The 1337-nt window shown below is 34.6% G+C and carries 1 protein-coding gene; it reads left to right on the forward strand.

All coding sequences use genetic code 11. From position 1 onward, the window contains the following. Positions 1-174: 174 nt before the first annotated feature. Positions 175-1337, forward strand: a 1163-nt coding sequence (locus tag BCU12_RS08975; protein ID WP_102403988.1) for a hypothetical protein, incomplete at its 3' end; no start/stop codon positions are given.

Genomic DNA, 1337 nt, shown 5'->3' on the forward strand with positions numbered 1-1337 from the left:
ACCAATTACACTATATATAACCACTGGTTTCTTACTTACTTTTCTTAATGTTTTGATTTGCAAATAGTGTCTTAATACTTTTCATATAAATAAATGTTTTGGTTTTTTTAATATTAATTCAAGATGATCTAATACAGATTATTTCAAGGTGATTTATTATTATCGGATAAAAATATGCGAAAAATAATACAAGCGAAGATTGTTTTAATAGTGCTTGCTTCCTCTGTACTCTATGGGTGTGGCGACTCTTCCTCGGTTGCAAAAAATGAGTTATCTAGCCTAAATGGTAAAGCCATTGATGGTTATATTGAAGGCGCAATGGTATTTCTTGATTTAAATTACAACGGTGAAGTAGATAGTGGAGAGCCTACGAGTGTGACTGGAGAAGGTGGAGATTATACTTTAGACGTTACCACTATCTCGGAATGCAGTAACTATGCACCTATTATAATTGATGTTCCGATTGGGGCTATTGATCATGACTCACCAAATGTGCCTATCAGTGAACCTTATAGACTGGTTTACCCCCCAAGCGTTGCACTCCAAACTAACCAAGAATTAAAGTTTACTACGCCAATTACGACATTATTATGGTCCGACATTCAACCTGAACTGGCTAAATTTAATATAGTCAGTTGCGATAGCCTCAAAGACGCTGTAGATGTACAACAAAAAATCTTGCAGGATGTCGAAGAACAAAGCCAGAGGCTAGCTCAATATTATAATGTTTCAGTAGAGTCTCTCTATAGTGACTTTATTCAAGAGCAGAATAGCGAGCTATATGCATTAGCTCAGAAAATGATGCCAGCTATTAAAAAGTCGTATCAGGAAACAAAAGTATTAGAGCGTACCTACCCAAATGCTCAAAGGGCATACGTAGAGTATTACTGGCAGTATTGGGATGAAAAGACAATGCAATCCACTGATAAATGGATTAAAAGAGAAACTGTTATTAAATCCGATAGTCTGACTTACCTTGAACATGAAATTTCGACCGATTTAGAAACGGAGATCAGTTTAATCAATCAAGTTGAAAGGCATAGCTCGAACAATAATGGGTTGGTATATGAGAAACAAGCAGACTTTTATCTTTCAGACTTGGTTACGGAAGCATATACTTGTATTACAACTGAATCCCTAGAGCAGTCTTTTTCCGTAAGTGAACCGGAAATTTATGGAATAAAAAATACCAAGTTTTTTCCATTACAAACAAAAAATGATTGGAGCAATTGTAACGAAAGAACTATTGTTGATGGATATACTCAAACTTTAAAAGTTACTAGGTATAATAAAGATATGCCGGTTAATCAAAATGAGTTTTACTACGATAATAATAT

It is taken from the genome of Vibrio sp. 10N.261.55.A7 (genome assembly GCF_002877365.1).
GTDB lineage: Bacteria > Pseudomonadota > Gammaproteobacteria > Enterobacterales > Vibrionaceae > Vibrio.